General features: G+C 74.6%; 18 protein-coding genes. 7 read left to right on the top strand and 11 right to left on the bottom strand.

The annotated features are described in order from the left end of the window. Window positions 1-93 precede the first annotated feature (93 nt). The 5 genes from AMK13_RS37770 to AMK13_RS37790 form a co-directional block, all read right to left on the bottom strand. Entirely contained in the window at window positions 94-1,245 is a 1,152-nt protein-coding gene (locus AMK13_RS37770) for a Gfo/Idh/MocA family protein (RefSeq protein WP_074006086.1), read from the bottom strand. Window positions 1,246-1,347: 102 nt separating this feature from the next. Further along, window positions 1,348-2,328 (bottom strand): hydroxyacid dehydrogenase, encoded by a 981-nt coding sequence (locus AMK13_RS37775; RefSeq protein WP_074006233.1) that lies wholly within the window; start codon window positions 2,326-2,328, stop codon window positions 1,348-1,350. Between the two features lie 116 nt (window positions 2,329-2,444). After that, entirely contained in the window at window positions 2,445-3,350 is a 906-nt protein-coding gene (locus AMK13_RS37780) for a carbohydrate ABC transporter permease (RefSeq protein WP_049657190.1), read from the bottom strand. Beyond that, window positions 3,347-4,291, bottom strand: a complete 945-nt coding sequence (locus tag AMK13_RS37785) for a carbohydrate ABC transporter permease (RefSeq protein WP_049657191.1) — start codon at window positions 4,289-4,291, stop codon at window positions 3,347-3,349. Before AMK13_RS37785 ends, AMK13_RS37780 begins: the two co-directional genes overlap by 4 nt. Next, window positions 4,288-5,640, bottom strand: coding sequence for an ABC transporter substrate-binding protein (locus AMK13_RS37790; protein ID WP_079272882.1), 1,353 nt, complete (start codon window positions 5,638-5,640; stop codon window positions 4,288-4,290). Before AMK13_RS37790 ends, AMK13_RS37785 begins: the two co-directional genes overlap by 4 nt. Before the next feature lie 326 nt (window positions 5,641-5,966). On the opposite strand from AMK13_RS37790, the gene AMK13_RS37795 reads away from it, so the two are divergent. Further along, complete coding sequence (locus AMK13_RS37795; RefSeq protein ID WP_074006087.1) at window positions 5,967-7,934, top strand: DUF2264 domain-containing protein; 1,968 nt, start codon at window positions 5,967-5,969, stop codon at window positions 7,932-7,934. A gap of 6 nt (window positions 7,935-7,940) precedes the next feature. Continuing rightward, window positions 7,941-8,723: a sugar phosphate isomerase/epimerase family protein gene (locus AMK13_RS37800; protein ID WP_074006088.1), complete on the top strand. Its 783-nt coding sequence runs from the start codon at window positions 7,941-7,943 to the stop codon at window positions 8,721-8,723. Between the two features lie 51 nt (window positions 8,724-8,774). On the opposite strand, the gene AMK13_RS37805 is transcribed toward AMK13_RS37800, so the two are convergent. Next, the gene (locus AMK13_RS37805; protein ID WP_074006089.1) at window positions 8,775-9,893 is read right to left on the bottom strand and encodes a substrate-binding domain-containing protein; all 1,119 of its coding nucleotides are present in this window, start codon (window positions 9,891-9,893) and stop codon (window positions 8,775-8,777) included. 263 nt (window positions 9,894-10,156) lie between these two features. Between AMK13_RS37805 and AMK13_RS37810 the strand changes: the two genes are divergently transcribed. From AMK13_RS37810 to AMK13_RS37820, 4 genes are all read left to right on the top strand, one after another. Beyond that, a complete protein-coding gene (locus tag AMK13_RS37810) occupies window positions 10,157-11,956 on the top strand; it encodes a glycoside hydrolase family 35 protein (protein WP_079272883.1) in 1,800 nt (599 codons plus the stop codon). A 132-nt stretch (window positions 11,957-12,088) separates the two neighbouring features. Next, entirely contained in the window at window positions 12,089-13,153 is a 1,065-nt protein-coding gene (locus AMK13_RS37815; RefSeq protein WP_074006090.1) for a substrate-binding domain-containing protein, read from the top strand. A 7-nt stretch (window positions 13,154-13,160) separates the two neighbouring features. Continuing rightward, window positions 13,161-13,292, top strand: coding sequence for a hypothetical protein (locus tag AMK13_RS46220; protein ID WP_274538713.1), 132 nt, complete (start codon window positions 13,161-13,163; stop codon window positions 13,290-13,292). A gap of 405 nt (window positions 13,293-13,697) precedes the next feature. Next, the gene (locus tag AMK13_RS37820; RefSeq protein WP_074006091.1) at window positions 13,698-14,759 is read left to right on the top strand and encodes a DUF2776 family protein; all 1,062 of its coding nucleotides are present in this window, start codon (window positions 13,698-13,700) and stop codon (window positions 14,757-14,759) included. A gap of 180 nt (window positions 14,760-14,939) precedes the next feature. Here AMK13_RS37820 and AMK13_RS37825 read toward each other — a convergent pair whose 3' ends face one another. From AMK13_RS37825 to AMK13_RS37845, 5 genes are all read right to left on the bottom strand, one after another. Next, a complete protein-coding gene (locus AMK13_RS37825; RefSeq protein WP_074006092.1) occupies window positions 14,940-15,173 on the bottom strand; it encodes a hypothetical protein in 234 nt (77 codons plus the stop codon). A 303-nt stretch (window positions 15,174-15,476) separates the two neighbouring features. Beyond that, a complete protein-coding gene (locus AMK13_RS37830; protein WP_074006093.1) occupies window positions 15,477-16,079 on the bottom strand; it encodes an RICIN domain-containing protein in 603 nt (200 codons plus the stop codon). 53 nt (window positions 16,080-16,132) lie between these two features. Further along, complete coding sequence (locus tag AMK13_RS37835; RefSeq protein ID WP_074006094.1) at window positions 16,133-16,792, bottom strand: hypothetical protein; 660 nt, start codon at window positions 16,790-16,792, stop codon at window positions 16,133-16,135. 458 nt (window positions 16,793-17,250) lie between these two features. Further along, complete coding sequence (locus AMK13_RS37840) at window positions 17,251-17,721, bottom strand: DUF3291 domain-containing protein (protein WP_074006095.1); 471 nt, start codon at window positions 17,719-17,721, stop codon at window positions 17,251-17,253. A 32-nt stretch (window positions 17,722-17,753) separates the two neighbouring features. Beyond that, complete coding sequence (locus AMK13_RS37845) at window positions 17,754-18,407, bottom strand: helix-turn-helix transcriptional regulator (protein ID WP_074006096.1); 654 nt, start codon at window positions 18,405-18,407, stop codon at window positions 17,754-17,756. A 280-nt stretch (window positions 18,408-18,687) separates the two neighbouring features. Here AMK13_RS37845 and AMK13_RS37850 point away from each other — a divergent pair, with 280 nt between their 5' ends. After that, window positions 18,688-19,128, top strand: a complete 441-nt coding sequence (locus AMK13_RS37850) for a hypothetical protein (protein ID WP_074006097.1) — start codon at window positions 18,688-18,690, stop codon at window positions 19,126-19,128. The last annotated feature ends 38 nt before the right edge of the window (window positions 19,129-19,166 follow it).

Consider the following 19,166-nt stretch of genomic DNA (forward strand, 5'->3'; position numbering starts at 1 on the left):
GCGCATTCGTCTCGTCGGCGGGCGGCTGCGGGGCGCTCGGGTCTCCCCGGCGGCCGGGTGCTCGGTGGCCGGCCCGGATGCGGCCGGCGGCCGTCACAGGGACAGCTCGGGGACGTCCATCCGGCGTCCCTCGCGGGCGGAGCGCAGGCCGAGTTCGGCGAGCTGCACGCCCTTGGCACCCTCGAGCAGGTCCCAGTGGTACGGGGAGCCGGTGGTCACGTGGCGCAGGAAGAGCTCCCACTGCGCCTTGAATCCGTTGTCGAACTCCTCGTTGTCCGGCACCCGCTGCCACTGCGCGCGGAACGGCTCGGTCGCCGGCAGGTCCGGGTTCCAGACCGGCTTGGGGGTCGCCGCGCGGTGCTGGAAGCGGCACTCGCGCAGCCCGGCGACCGCGCTGCCCTCCGTGCCGTCGACCTGGAACTCCACCAGTTCGTCGCGGTCCACCCGGACCGCCCAGGAGGAGTTGATCTGGGCGGTGATGCCGCCCTCCAGCTCGAAGACGCCGTACGCGGCGTCGTCGGCGGTGGCCCGGTAGACCTGCCCGCGCTCGTCGGTCCGCTCGGGGATGTGGATGGCGGTGTGCGCGTACACGGAGCGGACGGGGGCGATGATGCCGTCCAGCACGTAGCGCCAGTGCGGGAACATGTCGAGGACCATGCCGCCGCCGTCCTCGGCGCGGTAGTTCCAGGACGGCCGCTGGGCCTGCTGCCAGTCGCCCTCGAAGACCCAGTAGCCGAACTCGCCGCGCACGGAGAGGATCCGGCCGAAGAACCCGCCGTCCACCAGCCGCTTGAGCTTGCGCAGGCCGGGGAGGAAGAGCTTGTCCTGGACGGCGCCGTTGCACACCCCGGCGTCGCGGGCGAGGCGGGCGAGGTCGAGCGCGGCCTCCAGCGACTCGGCGGTGGGCTTCTCGGTGTAGACGTGCTTGCCGGCGGCGATCGCCGTGCGCAGCGCGGTCTCCCTGGCGGGGGTGACCTGGGCGTCGAAGTAGATCTCGGCGAGCGGGTGGGCGAGGGCCTCGTCGAGCGAGGTGGTCCAGTGGGTGAGGCCGTGCCGGTCGGCGAGGTCCTTGAGCTTGTCGGCGCTGCGGCCGACCAGGATCGGCTCGGGCCACAGCGTGTCGCCGTCGCCGAGCGGCAGGCCGCCCTGGTCGCGGATGGCGAGGATGGAGCGGACCAGGTGCTGGCGGTAGCCCATCCGGCCGGTGACGCCGTTCATGACGATGCCGATCACCCTGCGGGGCATGGGGTTCTCCGATTCGTTGCTGGTGCGGGGAGCACGTGGTGCGAGGGACGTGCTGAGAGGAGCGTGCTGCGGGGCCGCGCGGCACGGGGGCGCGGCGCGGGGTCACGCGGTGCGGTGTCCGTCCTCGGCGAGGACGGGGTGGGCGAACGGATGCCCGGCGGTGTAGCGGGCGAGCTCGTCGGCGGCGGCGGCCGCCATCCGGTGCAGCTCGCCGCCGAGCGAGCCGGCCACGTGGGGGGTGAGGAAGACGTTCGGCAGCTCGTAGAGCGGGGAGTCGGCGGGCAGCACCTCCGGCTCGGTGACGTCGATGACGGCGTCGAGGCGTCCGGAGGCGGCCTCGCGCACCAGTGCTTCCTGGTCGACCAGGGAGCCGCGCGAGGTGTTGACGAGGGTGGCGCCGTCGCGCATCAGGGCGAGCCGGCGGCCGTCGATCAGGTGCCGGGTGGCCGGCAGTTCGGGGGCGTGCACGCTCACCACGTCGGAGGCCGCGCAGAGTTCGTCCATCTCCACGGCGCGGGCGCCGAGCCGGGCGGCCTCGGCGGGGTCGACGTACGGGTCGTGGAGCAGCAGGTCCAGGTCGTGCGGGCGCAGCAGTTCCATCACCCGCCGGCCGATCCGGGAGGCGCCGACGATGCCGACGGTGCGCCGGTAGTTTCCGGCAGCCCCGTACGCCAGCTGCCAGTCGTGGGGGGCGCGGCGGCGCCGGTACTCCTCACGGATCGGCAGCAGCCGCTTGTTGGCGAGCAGGACGACGGCGACGGTGTACTCGGCGACCGGCAGGGCGTTGGCCCAGGCCGCGGAGGTGACCTTGAGGCCGTGGCGCCAGCAGGCGTCGGTGATGTGGTGTTTGACCGAGCCGGCGGCGTGGATGACGGCGCTCAGCCGCGGGGCGGCGGCCAGCACCTCCTCGTCGATCGGCGGGCAGCCCCAGCTGGAGACGATCACCTCGGCGTCGGCGAGCGCCGCGCGGGCCTCGGGGGTGGTGAAGTCGTCAAGGACGAGTGCCGGGTCGAGGTCGGCCAGGGCGGTGAGCCGGGCCATGGTGTGCGGGTCGATCAGGCGCCCGGCGAGCTCGCGGTGCATGGCGAGGACGGCGCGGGGGCGGCTGGCGGGCCGGCCGTCGGGCACGGTGGTCTCCCGGTCGGGCGTAGGGGCGGGCGTGGTGGCGGTGCCGGTCGCGGCGGTGGCGGGGTTCGGGCTCACTTGACGCTCCCCGCGGTCAGGCCGGCCTTCCAGTGCCGCTGGAGCAGCACCAACGCGAGGACGAGCGGCACGACGGCGAGCAGCGAGCCGGTGATGACCAGCGGGTAGTACTCGGGGAAGGCCTTGGTCTGGGCGTTCCAGCTGAACAGGCCGAGGCTGACCGGGAAGAGCCGGCTGTCGGAGAGCATCACCAGCGGCAGGAAGAAGTTGTTCCAGATGGCGGTGAACTGGAACAGCAGGACGGTGACGAAGCCGGGCATCACCATCCGCAGCCCGATCGACCAGAAGGTCCGCAGCTCCCCGGCGCCGTCCATCCGGGCGGCCTCCAGGACCTCGTTCGGCACGTAGCCGGCGCAGAACACCCGGGCCAGGTAGACGCCGAAGGGGTTGACCAGCGAGGGCAGGAAGACCGCCCAGAAGGTGTTGACGATGCCGAGCTCGGAGGCCAGCAGGTACATCGGCAGGGCGAGCGCGGTGGTGGGCACCAGCACGCCCAGCAGCACGAGGCCGAACACCTTCTCCTTGCCGGGGAAGCGGTAGACGTGGAAGGCGTAGCCGGCCGCGACGCACACCAGCGCGCACAGCAGCGAGCCGATCCCGGCGTACAGCAGCGAGTTCAGGTACCAGCGGAAGTAGATGCCGCCGCCGGTGGTGGCCAGGTCGTGCAGGTTCTGGCCGAGCCGGAAGTTGTCGGCGCCCAGGGCGTTGCCGCCGAGCAGGTCGGCGGTGTTCTTGGCGGAGGCGGTGAGCAGCCAGCCGAGCGGCCACAGGGTGTAGACGGTGGCCAGGACCAGGGTGCCGTTGACGGCGGTCTTGGAGAGTGTCCAGGGGCGGCGCGGCCGGGCGGCGCGGGCCGGGCGGCGGGGCGGGGCGCCGCTGGGGCGGGTGGCGGTGGTGGTCATGCGTCGGCCTCCCGCCGGCGGTCGGAGCGGCCCCGGGTGAGCCGGGTGACGGCGAAGGAGAGCCCCGCCGCGGCGAGGGCCAGCAGCACCGAGGCGGAAGCGGCGAGCCCGTAGTCGTGGCGTTCGAAGGCGGCCGTGTAGGCGTACATGTTCGGGGTCCAGGAGGAGGTGACGCCCGGTGAGGTGCCGTAGAGGATCATCGGCTCGGTGAACAGCTGGAGCGAGCCGATGACGGTGAACAGGCCGACCATGGCGATCGAGGGCCGGATCAGCGGCACCTTGATGTTCAGGGCGGTGCGCAGCTCCCCGGCGCCGTCGACGACGGCGGCCTCCAGCACGGAGCGGTCGACGGCCTGCAGCGCGGCGTAGAAGATGACCAGGTTGTAGCCGGTCCACTGCCACAGCGCCATGTTGACGACGGCGGGCAGCGGGTGGCCGAGCGGGTCGGGCTGGGTGCCCAGGGACTCCAGTGCGTCCAGTACGGGGCTGATGCCGGGGGTGTAGAGGTACATCCACAGCAGCGCGGCGATGATGCCGGGCACGGCGTGCGGGATGAACAGCGCCAGTTGGAAGAAGCGCCGGGCGCGGGCCAGCGTGGAGTCCAGCAGCAGGGCCAGGACGAGCGCCAGGCCGGTCATCAGCGGGATGTAGATCAGGCAGTACTGGGCGGCGGTCAGGAAGCCGCCGCGGAAGGCCGCGTCCGACAGTGCCCGGGTGTAGTTGCCGAGCCCGGTGAAGACCGTCTCGGCGTCGCCGAAGCCGAGGCCGGAGCGGTGTTCGGTGAAGAGGCTGAGCCGGATCGCGTAGCCGATCGGGATCAGCGTGCACGCGGTGAAGAGCAGGAGGAACGGGGCGAGCAGCACGGCCGGTGCCCCGTACCGCCCGCGCCACCGGCCGGCGGTGGCGCGGGCGGTACGGCCTGGATGGGTGCCGGTGGTCACTGGGCGACCTTCAGTCCGCGGTTCTTGAACTCGGCGAGGGTGGCCTGCTGCGCGGCGGTGAGCGACTCGTCGATGGTGCCGGTCCGGCCGGCGACCTTGCCGAAGGAGTCCTTCAGCGAGCCGTTGGTGACGCCCATCGCCGGGCCCCAGGTCCAGCCCGGCTTGACGGACTTGGCGGCGTCCGCGTAGAGGGCGTAGAGGTCCTGGCCGCCGTAGAAGTCGGTGTTGAAGGCCTGCTTGGCGGCCGGCACGAGCTCGGTGGCGGCCGGGTAGGCGGAGGAGGTGCCGGAGGAGATCCGGGCCTTGAAGCCGTCCGCGGTGGTGGTCGCCCAGGTGGCGAACTCGACGGCGGCCTTGGCCTTCTTGCTGTCCTTGGACACGGCGAAGGTGGTGCCGCCGAGCATGCCGCTGGCGGGGCTGCCGTCCCAGCTGGGCATCGGCGCGGCCGCCCAGGTGCCGTTGACCTCGGGGGCGGTGCCGAGGTTGGCCTTCAGGACGCCGCCGCCCCAGGTGGCGCCGAGGTAGCCGGCCGTCTCGCCCTTTTGCAGGGAGGCGGTCCACTGCTGGCTGAAGGACGGCATGACGCGCACGAGGTCCTCGTCGGCCAGCTTCTGCCAGTAGTCGGCGACCTTGCGGGTCTCCGGCCCGGTCAGGTCGGCCTTCCAGGCCTCGTCGGCGGCGGCGAACCAGTGGGCGCCGTTCTGCCAGGCCATCGCCTCGAAGGTGGTCGGGTCGTCGGGGAAGAAGGTGGCGATGCGGGTGTCGGGCTGGGCTGCCTTCAGCTGCTGCGCCGCGGTGCGGAACTCGTCCCAGGTCTTGGGGACGGTGATGCCGGCCTTGGCGAAGAGGTCCTTGCGGTAGTAGAAGACCTGGGGGGAGGCGTCCAGCGGCAGGGCCCAGGTGCGGCCGCCGAGCGAGGTGAGTTCGACGGCCTGCGGCAGGTACTTGGCCTTGAGGTCGCCGTCGACCAGCTTGCTGATGTCCTGGACGGCGCCCTGGCTGACGAAGTCCGGCAGCTGCGGGTACTCGACGTTGAAGACGTCGGGGGCGTTGCCGGCCTTCACCGCGTTGGAGAGCTTGGCGTAGCCGCCGGCCGCGCCGGCCGGGATCTCCTCGAAGACGACCTGGATGTTCGGGTGGCTCGCGTTGAACGCGGCGACCACGTCCTTGGTGCCCTTCGCCCAGCCCCAGAAGGTCAGGCTGACCGGCTTGCCGTCGTCCGCGGCGGTGGCCGCCGCCCCGTCGCCGCTGCTGCCGCAGGCGGCGAGCAGGGTGACGCAGAGCGCGGCCGAGGTGGCCGCGGCGGCGGTGCGGAGGGCTCTGCGCCGGGAGAGGGGGGTCGAGCGCATCGGTGGGCTCCTTAGGACGAGGGTGCACAGGGCCCGGAAACGGTCGGCTCCGGCCGGGACCCGTCAGAGGGTGGGGGCGATTGGCTGTCATCCTGAGCAGATAGGCGATCGGAGTCAAGAGATTTGGATCAAATGATCTGACATGATCGACCTGCCGGGCTTCCGAAGCCGCCCTCGCGATCACTGGAATGCCGGAAAATCGGGGCAATACGCTGCCGCGGCGACAACATCACAATCCGATCAAGCCGCTCATTTGATCGCTCCAGCTTGACGAACGATCAGGCACTACCTAGATTCCGGCCCACCACCCGATCACGGAGGACCTCATGCGCCTGCCCCCGGAGGACCGCGACCTCAGCCCGCACACCGGCTGGACCAGGGAGCACTGGGAGGTGGTGGCCGACGGCCTGCTGACCGCGGTCCTCCCCCACGCCAGTCCCGCCGGGGCGCTGATCGACCTGCCCGGTCCCCGCCCGAGCCGCTCCGGGCGCCGCTCCGACGCCCTGGAGGGCTTCGCCCGCACCTTCCTGCCCGCCGCCCTGCGGGTGGCCGGCGCGGGCGGCACCGATCCGCACGGCCTGCTGGCGCACTACGCCGCCGGACTCGACGCCGGCACCCGCACCCCCACCGGCGAGCGCGACCTCGCCGACGGCGACCGCGAGTCCTGGCCGCTGATCACCGACCGGGGCCAGGCCATGGTCGAGGCCGCCTCCATCGCCTTCGCCCTGCGCCTGACCCGCCCCTGGCTCTGGGACCGGCTGTCCGGGCCCGTCCGCGACCGGGTCGGCCGCTGGCTCGCCGACGCCCTGCACCGCGTGCCCAACGACAACAACTGGCAGCTCTTCCCGCTGTCCGTCGGCGGCTTCCTCGCCGAGGCCGGCATCGCCGAACCCGAGGCCCGCGCCGCCGTCCGCCGCGGGCTGGAGCACATCGACCGCTGGTACCTCGGCGACGGCTGGTACACCGACGGCCGCCCCCGCGCCTTCGACCACTACAACGGCTGGGCCCTGCACCTGTACCCCGTCCTGCACGCCCACCTCGCCGGCGACCGGGCCCTGGGCGCCGTGTACGGCGAGCGCCTCGCCGCCCACCTGGCCGGCTACGCCCACACCTTCGGGGCCGACGGCGCGCCCGTCCACCAGGGCCGCTCGCTCACCTACCGCTTCGCCGCCACCGCCCCGCTCTGGGCCGGGGCTCTGACCGGCCACACCCCGCTCGCCCCCGGCACCACCCGCCGCCTCGCCTCCGGCGCCCTGCGCCACTTCCTCGACCGCGGCGCCGTCGACGACCGGGGCCTGCTCACCCTCGGCTGGCACGGACCCGACCTCCGGCTCGTCCAGGTCTACTCCGGCCCCGCCTCCCCGTACTGGGCCGGCAGCGCCTTCCTCGGCCTGCTGCTCCCGCCCGGCCACCCGGTGTGGACCGCGCCGGAGGGACTCGCACCCGTCGAGGAGCGCGACACCGTCCTCGCCCTGCACGGGCCCGGCTGGCTGGTGCAGTCCACCGCCGCCGACGGCCTGGTCCGGCTGCACAACCACGGCAGCGACGACCAGCCCGCCGACGCCGTGGGCCCGGACGACCCGTACTACGCGCGGCTCGCCCACTCCACCGCCACCGGGCCGGCCTTCGAGGGCCCCGCCGACAACCACCTCGCCCTGCTGACCGACGCCGGACCCACCGAACGCGGCCGCGTCCACCCGCTCGGCACCGGGCCCGGCTGGGCCGCCTCCCGCTGGCACCCGCGCGTCGGCGGCCGTGAACTGCCCGGCGTCACCGTCACCTCGCTCACCCTGGCCCACGGCGCCGAGGAGTTCCGGGCCCACCTGGTCACCGGCGGGCCGGCCGGCACCCCGGTCACCCAGACCGGCTGGGCCGTCGCGGGCCGGGGCGCCGGGCAGCGTGCCGGTGCCGGAGTGCGAGCCGACGGCGGGCAGCGCGCCGGTGCCGGTGTGCGGGCCGACGGCGGGCTCGCCTCGGAGCTGCACGCCCTGCGCGGCTTCACCACCGCCGGCGCCGAGCACGTCCCCGGCGGTACCGCGTTCGGCCCCGAGGCCGCCCTGCCGGTGCTCACCGGCGAGCTTCCCGCCGACGGCCCGGCCCTGTTCGCCTGCGCCGCCCGGCTCACCGCCGTCGCGCGGCCGCCGGCGCTCGCGGACACCGTCCAGCTGACGGCCCGGCCGGACGGGCAGGACCCGGAGGCCGTCCTGCTGACCGTCCGCCTCGCCGGCGCACCGGGCCTGCGGATCCGCCTGGCACCCGCCGCCGTCACCGTCCACCCCGCCGAAGGGGACTGAACCGCCGTGCCCCTCGCCCTCGCCACCCTCGGCCTGCCCGGGACACCGCTCGACCGGGCCGCCGCCCTCGCCGCCGAACACGGCTGGCACGGCCTCGAACTGCGCTGCGCCGACGACCAGCCGGTCCGCCTCGGGCTGGACGCGGACGAACGCCGCCGCGCCGCCCGCCTGCTGTCCACCGCCGGGGTCCTCCCGCTGACCCTCGCCTCCTACGTCGGCGTCGCCGCGCCCGGGCCGGACGCGCCGGTGCTCGCCGCGCTGACCGCCCACCTGCGGCTGGCCGCCGACCTCGGCTGCCGCCACCTGCGGGTCTTCCCGCACGGCGGCCCCGGCCCGGCGGCCGAGGCCGACGAGCGCGCGGTCCGCCGCCTGCGCGCGGCGGCCCCGCGGGCGGCGGCCCTCGGCGTGCGGATCCTCGTCGAGACCCACGACTCCCACCGCGCCGGGGCAGCCCTGGCACCCCTGCTGAACCGGGTGGACCACCCCGCGGTCGGAGCGCTCTGGGACCTGCTGCACACCTGGCTGGCCGGCGAGACCCCGGCACGGACCCACCGCGCGCTCGGCCCCCACCTCGGCTACGCGCAGGTCAAGGACGTCGCCTCGGCGGACGACCTCACCCCGCTGCCGCTCGGCACCGGAGTGCTGCCGATCGCCGACTGCCTGCACCTGCTGCCGCCCGGCACCTGGGCGGCCTGGGAGTACGAGGCCCCCTGGCACCCGCGCGCCGCGCCCCTGGCACCGCGGCTGGGCAGCGGGGCGCGCCACCTGTCCGCGCTGCTGCCGGGCTGAGGCGCACACGGGTTCCTCAGGCCCTGTCCGGCCGAGGCGGCGCCGCGCCCCTCACCCCAGGGTCGCGGCGCCCGTCCGCGGGGCCGTCTGCTCGGCCCCGCAGGAAGCGCGCACGCGCAGGACCGGGAGCAGCGCCGTGCGGTGCACCGGCAGCTCGGCGCCCGCCGCCAGGCGGCGCAGCAGCAGGTCGACGGCCGCCGCGCCCACCGCGTGCTTGGGCGGGGCGACGGCGGTCAGCGGGGGCGCGGCGAGCGCGGCGAAGACGTCGTCGTAGGCGACCAGTGCCACGTCCGCGGGCACCGCCAGGCCGTACGCGCGCAGCAGCGGCGCCAGCCGCAGCGCGTCCTGGTCGTTGTGGACGAGCAGCGCCCGGGTCCCGGACCGCGCGGCCTCGGCGATCCGTGCCACCAGCGGCTCGGGATCGGCCGGCAGGTTGCCCGGCCCGAGCATGTCCAGCGCCGGCAGGTCGGGCAGTCCGAGCAGCCGGGTGCCCTCCCGGTATCCGGCCCGCACCTCGGCGGCCGTCCAGGAGTCGCCGCGGGCGGCCAGCAGCACGCTCCCGTGGCCGAGCCCGGCCAGGTGGCGCAGGGCGCTCAGGACCCCGTGCCGGTGGTCGGAGGCCACGGTGTCCAGTCCGGCCCCGGGGCCGTCCGGGGTGGGGGAACGGCGCTCCACCAGCACGGCGGGCACCGGCAGGGCGTCCAGCCAGGCGTAGTCCTCGGCCGTCCGGCCCGGGACCAGCCCCGGGGCCAGCAGCAGGCCCTCGGCTCCGGACTCCAGCAGGCGTTCGGCCTGTAGCCGGTCGCCGCCCGCCCCGTACGGGGCGATGCCCAGGACCAGCCGGGCCCCGGCGGCCGCGGCGGCGGCCCGGGCCCCGGCGATCACCTCGTCGAAGTAGGAGCCGACCGAGGGCACCAGCAGGCCGAGGGCGCGGCCCTGCCCGGGGCCGGGGGCGAGCGGCGGCCCGGCGCCGTCGTCCGGGCGTTCCAGGGAGACGAAGCCGTGCGAGCGGGAGAGCCGGCCGGCGTCGGCGAGCGCGGCGACGTCCCGGCGGACCGTCACGGCCGGGATGCCCAGCCGGTCGGCCAGCTCCGTGAGGCGGACCCGCCCGCCGAGTTCGCCGACGGCCGACACGATCAGCCTGCGGCGCTCTTCCCCCGAGATGGCCATTCCGGCCTCCATCCGTCGTGCCGGCCGACGCGTCGTCCGGAAGCGGTCAGCCGATGATATTCCGATCGAAGAGTATCGTTCGATCGGAAATTGATCAATAAAGCCGATGATCGCCGATCGATTGACCGTGCGATCACCGAACTCCTAGGGTGACCACGGTGGCCGCCGCCGATCCGCCCGCGGCCACCCGCGCAGCCGTGCGCCCGGACCCACCGAGGTCCCCACACCCCCCTCACTCCCGCTCCCCTCCCGCGGAGGACCCGATGGCCGACCAGGCCCCCCACCCCGCCCTCACCACCGACGGCGACACCTTCCTGCGCGGCGGACGTCCGCACCGGATCGTCTCCGCCGCCGTCCACTACTTCCGCATCCGCCCCCAACAGTGGACCGACCGCCTCACCCGGCTGCGCGCCATGGGCGTCAACACCGTCGAGACCTACGTCGCCTGGAACTTCCACCAGCCCGCCCCCGGCCGCGCCGACTTCACCGGCGACCGCGACCTCGCCGCCTTCGTCCGCGCCGCCGGCGACCTCGGCCTCGACGTCATCGTCCGCCCGGGCCCCTACATCTGCGCCGAATGGGAGTTCGGCGGCCTGCCCGGCTGGCTGCTCGCCGACCCCGCGATGCGGCTGCGCCGCCTCGACCCGCCCTTCCTCGCCGCCGTGGACGCCTGGTTCGACCACCTGGTGCCCGTACTGCTCCCGCTGCTCTCCTCCCACGGCGGCCCGGTGGTCGCCGTCGCCGTGGAGAACGAGTACGGCAGCTACGGCAACGACACCGCCTACCTCGAACATCTGAGGGACGCCCTGGTCGCCCGCGGCGTCGACGTCCTGCTGTTCACCGCCGACGGTGCCGAGGACGGCTTCCAGCTCGGCGGCCGGGTGCCCGGACTCCTCACCACCGGTACCTTCGGCTCCCGCCCCGAGGAGTCCCTCGCCTGCCTGCGCCGCCACCAGCCGGTCGGCCCGCTGGTCACCATGGAGTACTGGTGCGGCTGGTTCGACCACTGGGGGGCACCGCACCACGTGCGCGACGCCGAGGACGCCGCCGAGGTCCTCGACGCCCAGCTCGCCGCCGGCGCCTCCGTCAACATGTACATGGGCCACGGCGGCACCAACTTCGGCTGGTGGAACGGCGCCAACCACGACGGCACGAGCTACCAGCCGGACGTCACCAGCTACGACTACGACGCCCCGGTCGGCGAAGCCGGCGAACTCACCGAGAAGTTCCACCTCTTCCGCGCGGTGATCGAACGCCACCTCGGCCCCAACCCCCACCCGCTGCCGCCGCTGCCCGCCCGCCTCGCCCCCCGCAGCGCCCCCGTCACCGCCGGCCGCCCGCTGCTCGGCGCCGGCGGCGCCCTCGGCGAACTCTCCACCGCGCACCGCCTCCCCGAGCCCCTCCCGATGGAGCGGCTCGGCCAGAACCTCGGCCTCATCCACTACCGCACCCGTCTGCGCGGCCCGCTCGCCCGCGGTGAACTGCGGGTGGACGGCCTCGCCGACCGCGCCCAGGTCTTCCTCGACGGCGAACCCCTCGGCGTCCTCGACCGCAACCACCCCGAACAGGCCCTGCCGCTGCGGGTGCCCGAGGGCGGCGCCGTCCTGGAACTGCTCGTCGAGAACCTCGGCCGGATCAACTACGGCCCGCTGCTGCACGACCCCAAGGGCATCACCGGCGGTGTCCGGGTCGACCGGCAGTACCAGTTCGGCTGGGAGATACGCCCGCTGCCCCTCGACGACCTGACGGCCCTCGCCCTCGGCGCGCCCTCCACCGCCGACGGCCCCGGCTTCCACCGCGCCGAACTGACCGTCGACACCCCCGCCGACGGCTTCCTCGCCCTGCCCGGCTTCACCAAGGGCATGGTCTGGCTGAACGGCTTCGCGCTCGGCCGCTACTGGGACCGCGGCCCGCAGCGCACCCTCTACGCCCCCGCGCCGCTCTGGCGGGCCGGCGCCAACGAGCTGCTGGTCCTCGAACTCCACCGCCCGGGCGACCGCGTCGAACTGGTCGAGGGCCCCGACCTCGGCCCCGCCGTCCCCGAGGAGCGCTACGGCTCCTGACCCCTCCCGCCCCGCGGGCGCGCGCCGGCCCCCGGCCCGGGCCCGCGGGGGCCCCGCACCGGCCGTCCGCCCGGTGACCGAATGGTAGGTTCCTGTCCACCTCGACAGACCGGCCCACCGACAGGGAGTGCCATGCCGATCCCGGCGGACGATCGCCGCGCCCGCATCCTCGACACGGTGCGCGGCCTGGGCACCGTCCGGGTGGTGGACCTCGCCGAGCGGCTCGGCCTGCCCGCCGTCACCGTCCGCCGGGACGTCGCGGGCCTCGCCGACGCGGGCCTGCTCCGCCGCACCCACGGCTCCGTCTCCTTCGGCGGCCCCGCGGACGCCCCCGCCCCCGTGCCGCCCCGGCCCGCCGAGGCCCCCACCCTGGGCCTGCTCGTCCCCGCCGTGGTGCAGTACTTCGACGAGGTCATCGCCGGCGCGCGCACCGCCGCTGCCGAGGCCGGCGCGCACCTGGTCCTCGGCATCTCCTCCTACGAGGCCAGCGCCGACCGCGTCCAGGTCGACCAGCTCCTCGCCTCCGGCGCCCAGGGCCTTCTGCTCGCCCCGAACTGGACCGCCGCCGACCGCCCCGAGGACCACGCCTGGGCGGCCGAACTCCCCGTCCCCGCCGTCCTGTTGGAACGACGCCCGGCCCCCGGCAGCCCCGCCGCGGCCCTCGACGCGGTCGGCTCCGACCACCGCCACGGCGTCCTGCTCGCCTTGCGCCACCTCACCTCCCTCGGCCACCGCCGGGTGGCCCTGGCGGCCCGCACCGACACCTGGACGGCCTACCAGGTCCGCCTGGGCTACACCGACGCCTGCCGCACCCTCGACCTGCCCGCCGAACCCGTCATCGACGTCCGCACCCCGGCCGCCGGCGTCGACTCCGTCGCCGCCCGGCTCGCCGAGGCGGTCGCCGACGGGGTCCGCGCCGCCCTCGTGCACAACGACCAGGACGCCCTGCAACTGCTGCCCCTGCTGCGCACCCGCGGCGTACGGGTCCCCGAGGACCTCGCCCTGGTCGCCTACGACGACGTGTTCGCCGCCCTCGGCGCCCCGCCGCTGACCGCCGTGGCCCCGCCCAAGCGCGCCGTAGGCGCCGCCGCGGTGGACCTCCTGGTCCGCCGGCTGGCCGCCACCGGCCCCGCCCTGCCGGTGCACCACCTGGACCTCCTGCCGGACCTGACGGTGCGCGAGTCCTCCGGGGCCTGAGGGGGCGATGAAGGTGTACTTCATCCCCATTGGCCCGGCGCGGCTGAGCCGGTTCGAGGAGATCGGCCGCAGGCTCGGCCACCACGAGTGGGTCGTCGAGGACGGCAGTCTCAACATCTCGTCGGACCTGGAAGACTGACCGGGACATCGCTCCGGCGCCGGTGACGATCAGGGCCACCGGCGGGTACCCGGTCAGGGCCTCGGGTCGAGCGCGGGGCTGAGCCCGATGTCCTCTGACACGCGGTCCTGACCGATTGCCAAGTGATCCTGACCAGCGCGGTGAAGTGCTCACCGGTACGGGCTGTCACTGTCCCGCCGTACGCTCCCCCGAGCTGGAAGAGCCAGCCGGCCCCGGGATTTTCCCGGGGCCGGCAGCGAGAAGGGTGCGGGACACGTGAGCTGGGATCCAGTCGGGACGGAGCAGCCGTGAGCCGATCGGACGAAATCCGTGGACACCCGCCGCCGGGGTGCCGACCGGAGAGCCGGTGGGCTGAACACTGACTGCCGCCCGGAACCGGCGAGCGCGAGGGAACGAGGAGACCTGGTGGACCACGGAATGAGCGTGCTGCTCCGGGCGATTCCGCTGCTCATGGGCGCGGTGTCGGCCGCGCTCGGCGGCTACGTCCTCGCGCACTCCACCGGGCCGAGCGCCCGGGTCGCGGGCCTGACGCTGGTCTTCCTGGCCGCCGTCTGTCTCTGCCTGTTCGCCGTCGCGGCGACCGTCGTGCGGCAACTGACCGGCCGTTTCGGCGCGTTGGACCGGATCGGCTACCCGGCGTTCGGCTTCGCGGTGTCCGGGGCCGCCGTCGGCTACGGGCTGGGCCTGCTGGCGGAGAGCCACCGGCCGGTGGCCGACTTCGTGGCCGGCAGCGTGGTCCTCGGCATCGGCCTGGTCTGCGTGTGCGTCTCGTCGGTGGCCGCGGTCGCCACCCGCTTCACGCTGATCGGGCAGAACGCCGTCCTGCCGGAGGGTTCCCCGCCGCGCTCGCCCGCGCCGTTCGGCCGGTCCGCGGCCCGGGCGCTGGTGGCGGTCCCGGTCCTTGCGGCCGCCGCCGCCTGGGCGTGGGCGACCGTCATGCTGGCCAACGGGGGCGGCGGGGACTCGGACGGGCGCTTCACGGCCGGGCACGTGGTGGTCGACCAGGCGATCGTCTGCACCGCCCTGATCGGGCTGGTGATCACCCTGCTGCGGCAGATCCGGAACACCTACACCCGGCGGGAGCGGGTCTGGTGGCTCGTCCCGGCAGCCGTGCTCGGCGCCATGGACATCACCGGGGGCCTGGTCGTCGTCGCCCTGGACCCCCGGCCCGGTCAACTGGCCACCGGGTACGTGCAGATCGGGCTGGGTCTGCTGTGCTGGACAGTGCTGAGCGCGGTGCTGCTGCTCGCCCTCGGCTGGCGCCGTGCCGCGCCGCCGGCCGGCCGCGTCCCGCTGGTCCCGGTCGGCACCACACTGCTGTGCCTGTTCATGTCGGCGTTCCTGTTCGAGTCGGCCGACCCGGACGTGACGGTCGCGGCCCGGGTCCTGGTCGGCCTCGGCGCCGTCTGCTTCTCGCTGTTCGCCGTGGTCTCCGTCCTGGAGGCCGGCGTCGCCGACCGGAACTGACCGGCCGCGAAGGTGACAGAGGCGGAGAAAGACGCCCGAAACCTCGCCGCAGCCACCCAGGACCGCGAACGGATGGCGGCCGCGCGGGACCTCGCCTGCGGTCCCGTCATCGCCACTGGCACGGAGCCGTGGCCACCGCCGGCACCGGATTCGGGCATCGCACCGCCCTTCAGCGGTGGGTCAGGTGCGGTCGTCGGCCGCCGTGTCGGGGAGGGCGCCGTGGCCGAGCCGGCGGCGGGCGGGCGCCGGTTGCCGCGCGGGGATGCCGCTGCCGTCGGCGGGCTCCAGGAACGGGGCCCGCTCGATCGCGAGCAGCCGGGGCCGGCCGGCCTGCGGGACGGCCTGGTCGGTGGCGGACTCGGAGAACGGCTGCCACAGCGGGCGCCGGGCCGGACGGCCGGAATGATCACTCATGGGTGACAGTCTGTCACCCGGCACAGCGCGCTGCCCGGGCGGGCGGCGGGGACCGGTCCGGCGGCCGCGTCGCGGTCCGGCAAGCCGCGGGACGCGGTCCTCCTCCCCCGGTGGGCGTTCCCGGGTACGGGCGCCCGCTGGGGAGGAGGGTGGGGTGGTGGGCGTCGTCGTGGTGGTCGAGCGGCCGGCGGACCGGGAGCTCCTGGTCCTGCGCGCGGCCGGCGACCCGGCCGCGGTCACCGCCTGCGGGCCCGACACGGCGGGCTGGGCGCCCGCCGTGTCGAGGAGTTCACCGCCCGATGGTCAGACGGCCACGAGGTGGAAAAGGTCCGGCTTGACGTCCTGGACCATCTGGTCGATGTCCTTGTCGGAGTGGTTCGCGGCGGCGACCCACTTGCCGGAGTGCTGGGCCTGGAGCGCGAACAGGGTACTGCCGTGCACATACGCCATCCAGAACGACTGGTTCGCGGGGACGTCCTCGTCGATGCAGCCGTATGTGGTGATCAGGGCGCCGTTCTCCTGGCCCCAGTGGTCGACCGCCATGCACCATCGCCGCATGGCGTCCTGGAGGTAGGCCAGCGTGCGGCCGTCGGAGGTCTGCTTCCGGCAGACGCGCCACTTCTGGTTCGACTCGTTGTTCCAGAAGTACTGGAGGACGGTGCCGTAGTTCCCGGAGGAGAGGGCGACGGTCAGCGGCCGGCCTTCGTCGGCCGTGTTGATCCGGTACAGGCCCGGGTCGCAGCGGTAGTTGCTCGAAGGGTCGGCGGCGAGGGGGCCGGCCGAGGAGGGGGCGGCCGAGGCGACGGGGGCGGCGGTGGACAGCAGGACGCACGCGGCGGCCGCCGCGCCGAGGACGTTCAGCGGACGGCGGGCACGGGCGTGCCGACGGTGCGGGCGAGGAGGCATCGTGGACTCGCTTTCGCAAGGGGCGGGCCTGGCTGCTCCGGTGGTCGGGGGCATCAGCAGGCGAGCCGCGCGCGGGCGGCGGCTCGAAGGGTGCCTGCGGGCTCCGGGAAGGAGCAGGCGACGGTTCCCTGCTCCATGACGTTGAAGGTGGTGAAGGTGCCCGGACCACCCGGGTTGAGTTCGACCCAGTAGCCGATGTTGCCGTCACGGGCGCAGATGAAGCGCACCCACTCGCCGGTGACCTTCTGGGTACCGCGGTAGAGGCCGTAGTAGCCGGGGCTGTTGAAGTTCACCGTGTCGGTGACGGTGGTGGTCCGGGTGGTGGCCTTGGTGTCCGACACCGAGAATCCGACCTTGACGCTCACCCTCGCGAAGATCGCCTTGAACTCGGCGCTCACCTCGACGCTGGAGTTGATCGTGGTGCTCACCGTGGCGACCTCGCTGAGGGTCTTCGTGTAGGTGCCCGTCGTGCCGGGGGCGACCGCGACCGCGAGGAAATCGGTGACGGTCGGCTCGACCCTGACGTTGTCGACGTCCTCCCAGTAGGTGTCCTTGGCCGGGTCGCACTGGGTGGTCGGCGGATAGGGGGTGGCGTGCGCGGGCGCCGCGCCGAGGCCAAGCCCGGCAACCGCGACGAGCGCGGAGATTCCCGAGGTGACGGCGGTGCGGTTGACGTGCCTGGTGCGTTTGGTGTGCCTGGTGCGCGAACTCATGGGGGAGCTCCTCCGGTGGAAGGGATGCGCAGCGATACGTCATGTGCATGACGTGACACCGTGGAGGAAATTCTCACATTCGCGCGGGGACCGTCCCATCCCAGATTCCTGGGAGCGCACACCGGGGCGCACCGGGCACGGGGAAGCCGCTCGCCCCCCGCGCTCGGGCCCGTACGGCCTGGCGGCGTGCCGGGGACGGCCGGGGCGCCGAGGCGGACTTCCCGGGGATGCTCCGTCACCAGGGCTCCCCCTGGCCGGTCCTGTCACCGCCCGCGGCCGCCGGCCCGCTCCGGGCGCCGGCAGGCGAGGACGGGGCGGGGCGGGCGTGGGAGCGACGCCGGCGCTCCCTCCCCCGGCCGCTGGTCGCCCTGGCCGGCGCCGCGGCCTCCGAAGCACGCGGCGCGGTGGCGGAGGAGTGGCCCGCGGGACCGGCCCCCAGGTCGGCGGGAGCGGCCCGCTCACGCGCCCGGGTGTGGTGCGGCTCCGTCCGGAGTACGGGGGGAGTTGAAGGTGAAGGCGCGCGGGGAGGGGCCGTTCGCGCGCAGGTCGGCCAGTCGCTCCAGGGCCTCGTCGGCGTCCGGCAGGTGCCCGGCCGGGACCCACCACAGGACCAGGTGCGCCTCGACGTTCCGCTCGAACCACTCACGCCGCCGCCGCATCGCCTCCAGGTGCCCGCTGCGGTAGGTGAACTCCCACAGCGCCTCCCGGCTCTCCCACACCGACATGTTGACGATGACGTCCTCGCCCGCCGGGCGCAGGGCGGTCGCGTCGTCCTTCCCGTCCGCGGCGAGCCGCCAGACGAAGCCGGGGGCGGTGTCGGCGGCGGCATTGACCGGGGAGACCAGATCGACGAACGGCGCGATGCGCGGGTCGTCGACGGGGTGGCGGAGCGTGGCGACGTTGAACTGGGCGAGGTGGTGGGAGGTCATGGCGCCATCCCAGCACGGGCCTTCTTTCTATGTCAATCAATATTGTTTTTAGAAGGCTCGACCACCACGCAGCACTCCCCGGGCCGGGCGTCCATCCGGGCATGGAGGGCGCCGTCCGCGCCGAGAAGTCCCTCCAGGAGGGCGAGGTTCATGCCGCAGACGAGGGGCGGGAATCGCTCGGCGACGGAGTGGAAGGGGCAGTTGCGCATGCGAATGGCCCCCTCCTCCAGGCGGGGTTCGTACCCGCGGGCGGTCAGCAGCGCGACGGCCTCGTCGAGCCCCCCGCAGGGCGCGGCCGCTCCGCGCTCGGCCTCCCCCCGCCGCCGCGCGGCCGCGCGCAGCCCGTCGTCCAGCCCGGCCCGCTCGGCGGCCTCGGCGAGCAGTTCGGCGGCCGTCCGGTAGTCGCGCGCGGGCAGCGAGACCACCCGCTCGGCGCGCGTCCGCGTGTACACCTTCGCCGGCCGCCCCGCCCCCGGCCCCGACCGCCCGGTGAGCCTGCGGCTGCCGCTCTCCAGCAGCCCGGCCTCGACCAGCTTCTCCAGGTGGTGCGCCGCCAGTGTCCGCGCCACCCCGACGGCCTCCGCCGCCTCGTTCCGGCCCACCTCGCGGCCCTGGGCCGCCACGTACGCGTAGAGGCGGCGGCGCACGGGGTCGTGCAGGGCGGCGATCGCTTCGATGTGCTCCATGCGGCCATTCTAGGAACAATGGTCATTGGAGATAGAGGGGCGGGCCGCAGGGGCCGACGGGCCGGGCCGACCGGGCGGCGGGGTGGTCCGGTCGGCTCCCGGTGCAACGCCGCCGCGTTGCCGCCCGACGCGGCGCGGACGTGGACACGGGAACGGCGGTCGTGCGCACCGGCCCGCTCCCCCGCCCAGACCACGCGCACAGGAAGTGGGCGGCTTCGCGGGCGCGGTCGGGACGGAAATCCTCTTGCCAGGGGCGCACAGGCCGCGCGGATACTGCGGCATGAGCAGAATCGCGCAGGTGATCGTGCTGGCGACGTACGCGGACGAGGCCATGGAGCCGCTGACGCGGCAGGACTCGCCGCACTGGCGCTTCAAGCCGCTCGGTCTGTTCGCCGGCGGGTGGGTGATCGAGTTCTACGGGCTGCGCCACCGTAGCGGACTGCTCCGGCAACTGGAGTCCCTGGCGTGGCCGCACCCGGAGAGCGTGCAGGTGCTGATCCACGACGAGGAGGACGACTGCTACGGGCTGTGGATGATGCGCGACGGCGCCCTGACCGAGGTGCCGATCCCCGGCCACCAGCGGTACTACAACCCCGTGCCTCTCGGAACCTCCCGAACCGACCCGCCCTCACCGGGCTACCTGTGGCGGCCGGAGACGGTGGCGGGAGCCTTCGGGGAGGGTGCCCTCACCTCGCCCCTGGATCCGCGCCCCGCCTGGTGAGACCCACCGGGCCGGCCGTGCCGCACCGTGGGGGGCGC

This window comes from Streptomyces sp. CB02056, assembly GCF_001905545.1.
In the GTDB taxonomy this organism is placed as follows: Bacteria; Actinomycetota; Actinomycetes; order Streptomycetales; family Streptomycetaceae; genus Kitasatospora.

Excerpts from the sequence above, each read along its gene's own strand:
- AMK13_RS37770 (WP_074006086.1), bottom strand. The coding sequence starts at position 1,245 with ATGCCCCGCAGGGTGATCGGCATCGTCATGAACGGCGTCACCGGCCGG.
- AMK13_RS37775 (WP_074006233.1), bottom strand. The coding sequence starts at position 2,328 with ATGCACCGCGAGCTCGCCGGGCGCCTGATCGACCCGCACACCATGGCC.
- AMK13_RS37780 (WP_049657190.1), bottom strand. The coding sequence starts at position 3,350 with ATGACCACCACCGCCACCCGCCCCAGCGGCGCCCCGCCCCGCCGCCCG.
- AMK13_RS37790 (WP_079272882.1), bottom strand. The coding sequence starts at position 5,640 with ATGCGCTCGACCCCCCTCTCCCGGCGCAGAGCCCTCCGCACCGCCGCC.
- AMK13_RS37795 (WP_074006087.1), top strand. The coding sequence starts at position 5,967 with ATGCGCCTGCCCCCGGAGGACCGCGACCTCAGCCCGCACACCGGCTGG.
- AMK13_RS37805 (WP_074006089.1), bottom strand. The coding sequence starts at position 9,893 with ATGGCCATCTCGGGGGAAGAGCGCCGCAGGCTGATCGTGTCGGCCGTC.
- AMK13_RS37810 (WP_079272883.1), top strand. The coding sequence starts at position 10,157 with ATGGCCGACCAGGCCCCCCACCCCGCCCTCACCACCGACGGCGACACC.
- AMK13_RS37815 (WP_074006090.1), top strand. The coding sequence starts at position 12,089 with ATGCCGATCCCGGCGGACGATCGCCGCGCCCGCATCCTCGACACGGTG.
- AMK13_RS46220 (WP_274538713.1), top strand. The coding sequence starts at position 13,161 with ATGAAGGTGTACTTCATCCCCATTGGCCCGGCGCGGCTGAGCCGGTTC.
- AMK13_RS37825 (WP_074006092.1), bottom strand. The coding sequence starts at position 15,173 with ATGAGTGATCATTCCGGCCGTCCGGCCCGGCGCCCGCTGTGGCAGCCG.
- AMK13_RS37830 (WP_074006093.1), bottom strand. The coding sequence starts at position 16,079 with ATGCCTCCTCGCCCGCACCGTCGGCACGCCCGTGCCCGCCGTCCGCTG.
- AMK13_RS37835 (WP_074006094.1), bottom strand. The coding sequence starts at position 16,792 with ATGAGTTCGCGCACCAGGCACACCAAACGCACCAGGCACGTCAACCGC.
- AMK13_RS37840 (WP_074006095.1), bottom strand. The coding sequence starts at position 17,721 with ATGACCTCCCACCACCTCGCCCAGTTCAACGTCGCCACGCTCCGCCAC.
- AMK13_RS37845 (WP_074006096.1), bottom strand. The coding sequence starts at position 18,407 with ATGGAGCACATCGAAGCGATCGCCGCCCTGCACGACCCCGTGCGCCGC.
- AMK13_RS37850 (WP_074006097.1), top strand. The coding sequence starts at position 18,688 with ATGAGCAGAATCGCGCAGGTGATCGTGCTGGCGACGTACGCGGACGAG.